The sequence below is a fragment of the Enterobacter sp. UNJFSC 003 genome (assembly GCF_036903355.1).
In the GTDB taxonomy this organism is placed as follows: Bacteria; Pseudomonadota; Gammaproteobacteria; order Enterobacterales; family Enterobacteriaceae; genus Enterobacter.
On record NZ_JBAKHK010000147.1, the window covers coordinates 1 to 275 of the forward strand.

The 275-nt window shown below is 64.4% G+C and carries 1 protein-coding gene; it reads left to right on the top strand.

Annotated features, from left to right (window positions below):
- The coding region (locus V5P19_RS23525; RefSeq protein ID WP_334407959.1) for an FIST C-terminal domain-containing protein at positions 1-275 on the top strand (275 nt) is incomplete at both ends.

Genomic DNA, 275 nt, shown 5'->3' on the forward strand with positions numbered 1-275 from the left:
GGTCAAGATGGTGATCACCGGGGCCGATCCGGTGGGGCGCGTTGTTACCGAGATCAACGCCGAACCGGCGGCGGAGGAATATGCCCGGCTGACCGGGACGACCGTCAACCAGCTCGGCCCCGCAGTCTTTGCCTCGCACCCGCCGATGGTGCGCGCCGGCGGCGAATATTATGTCCGATCGATCCAGTCGGCCAATCCCGACGGCAGTCTGACCTTCTATTGCGCGATCGACGAAGGTGTTGTGCTGACGCTGGGCGAGGCACGCAACATTCTCG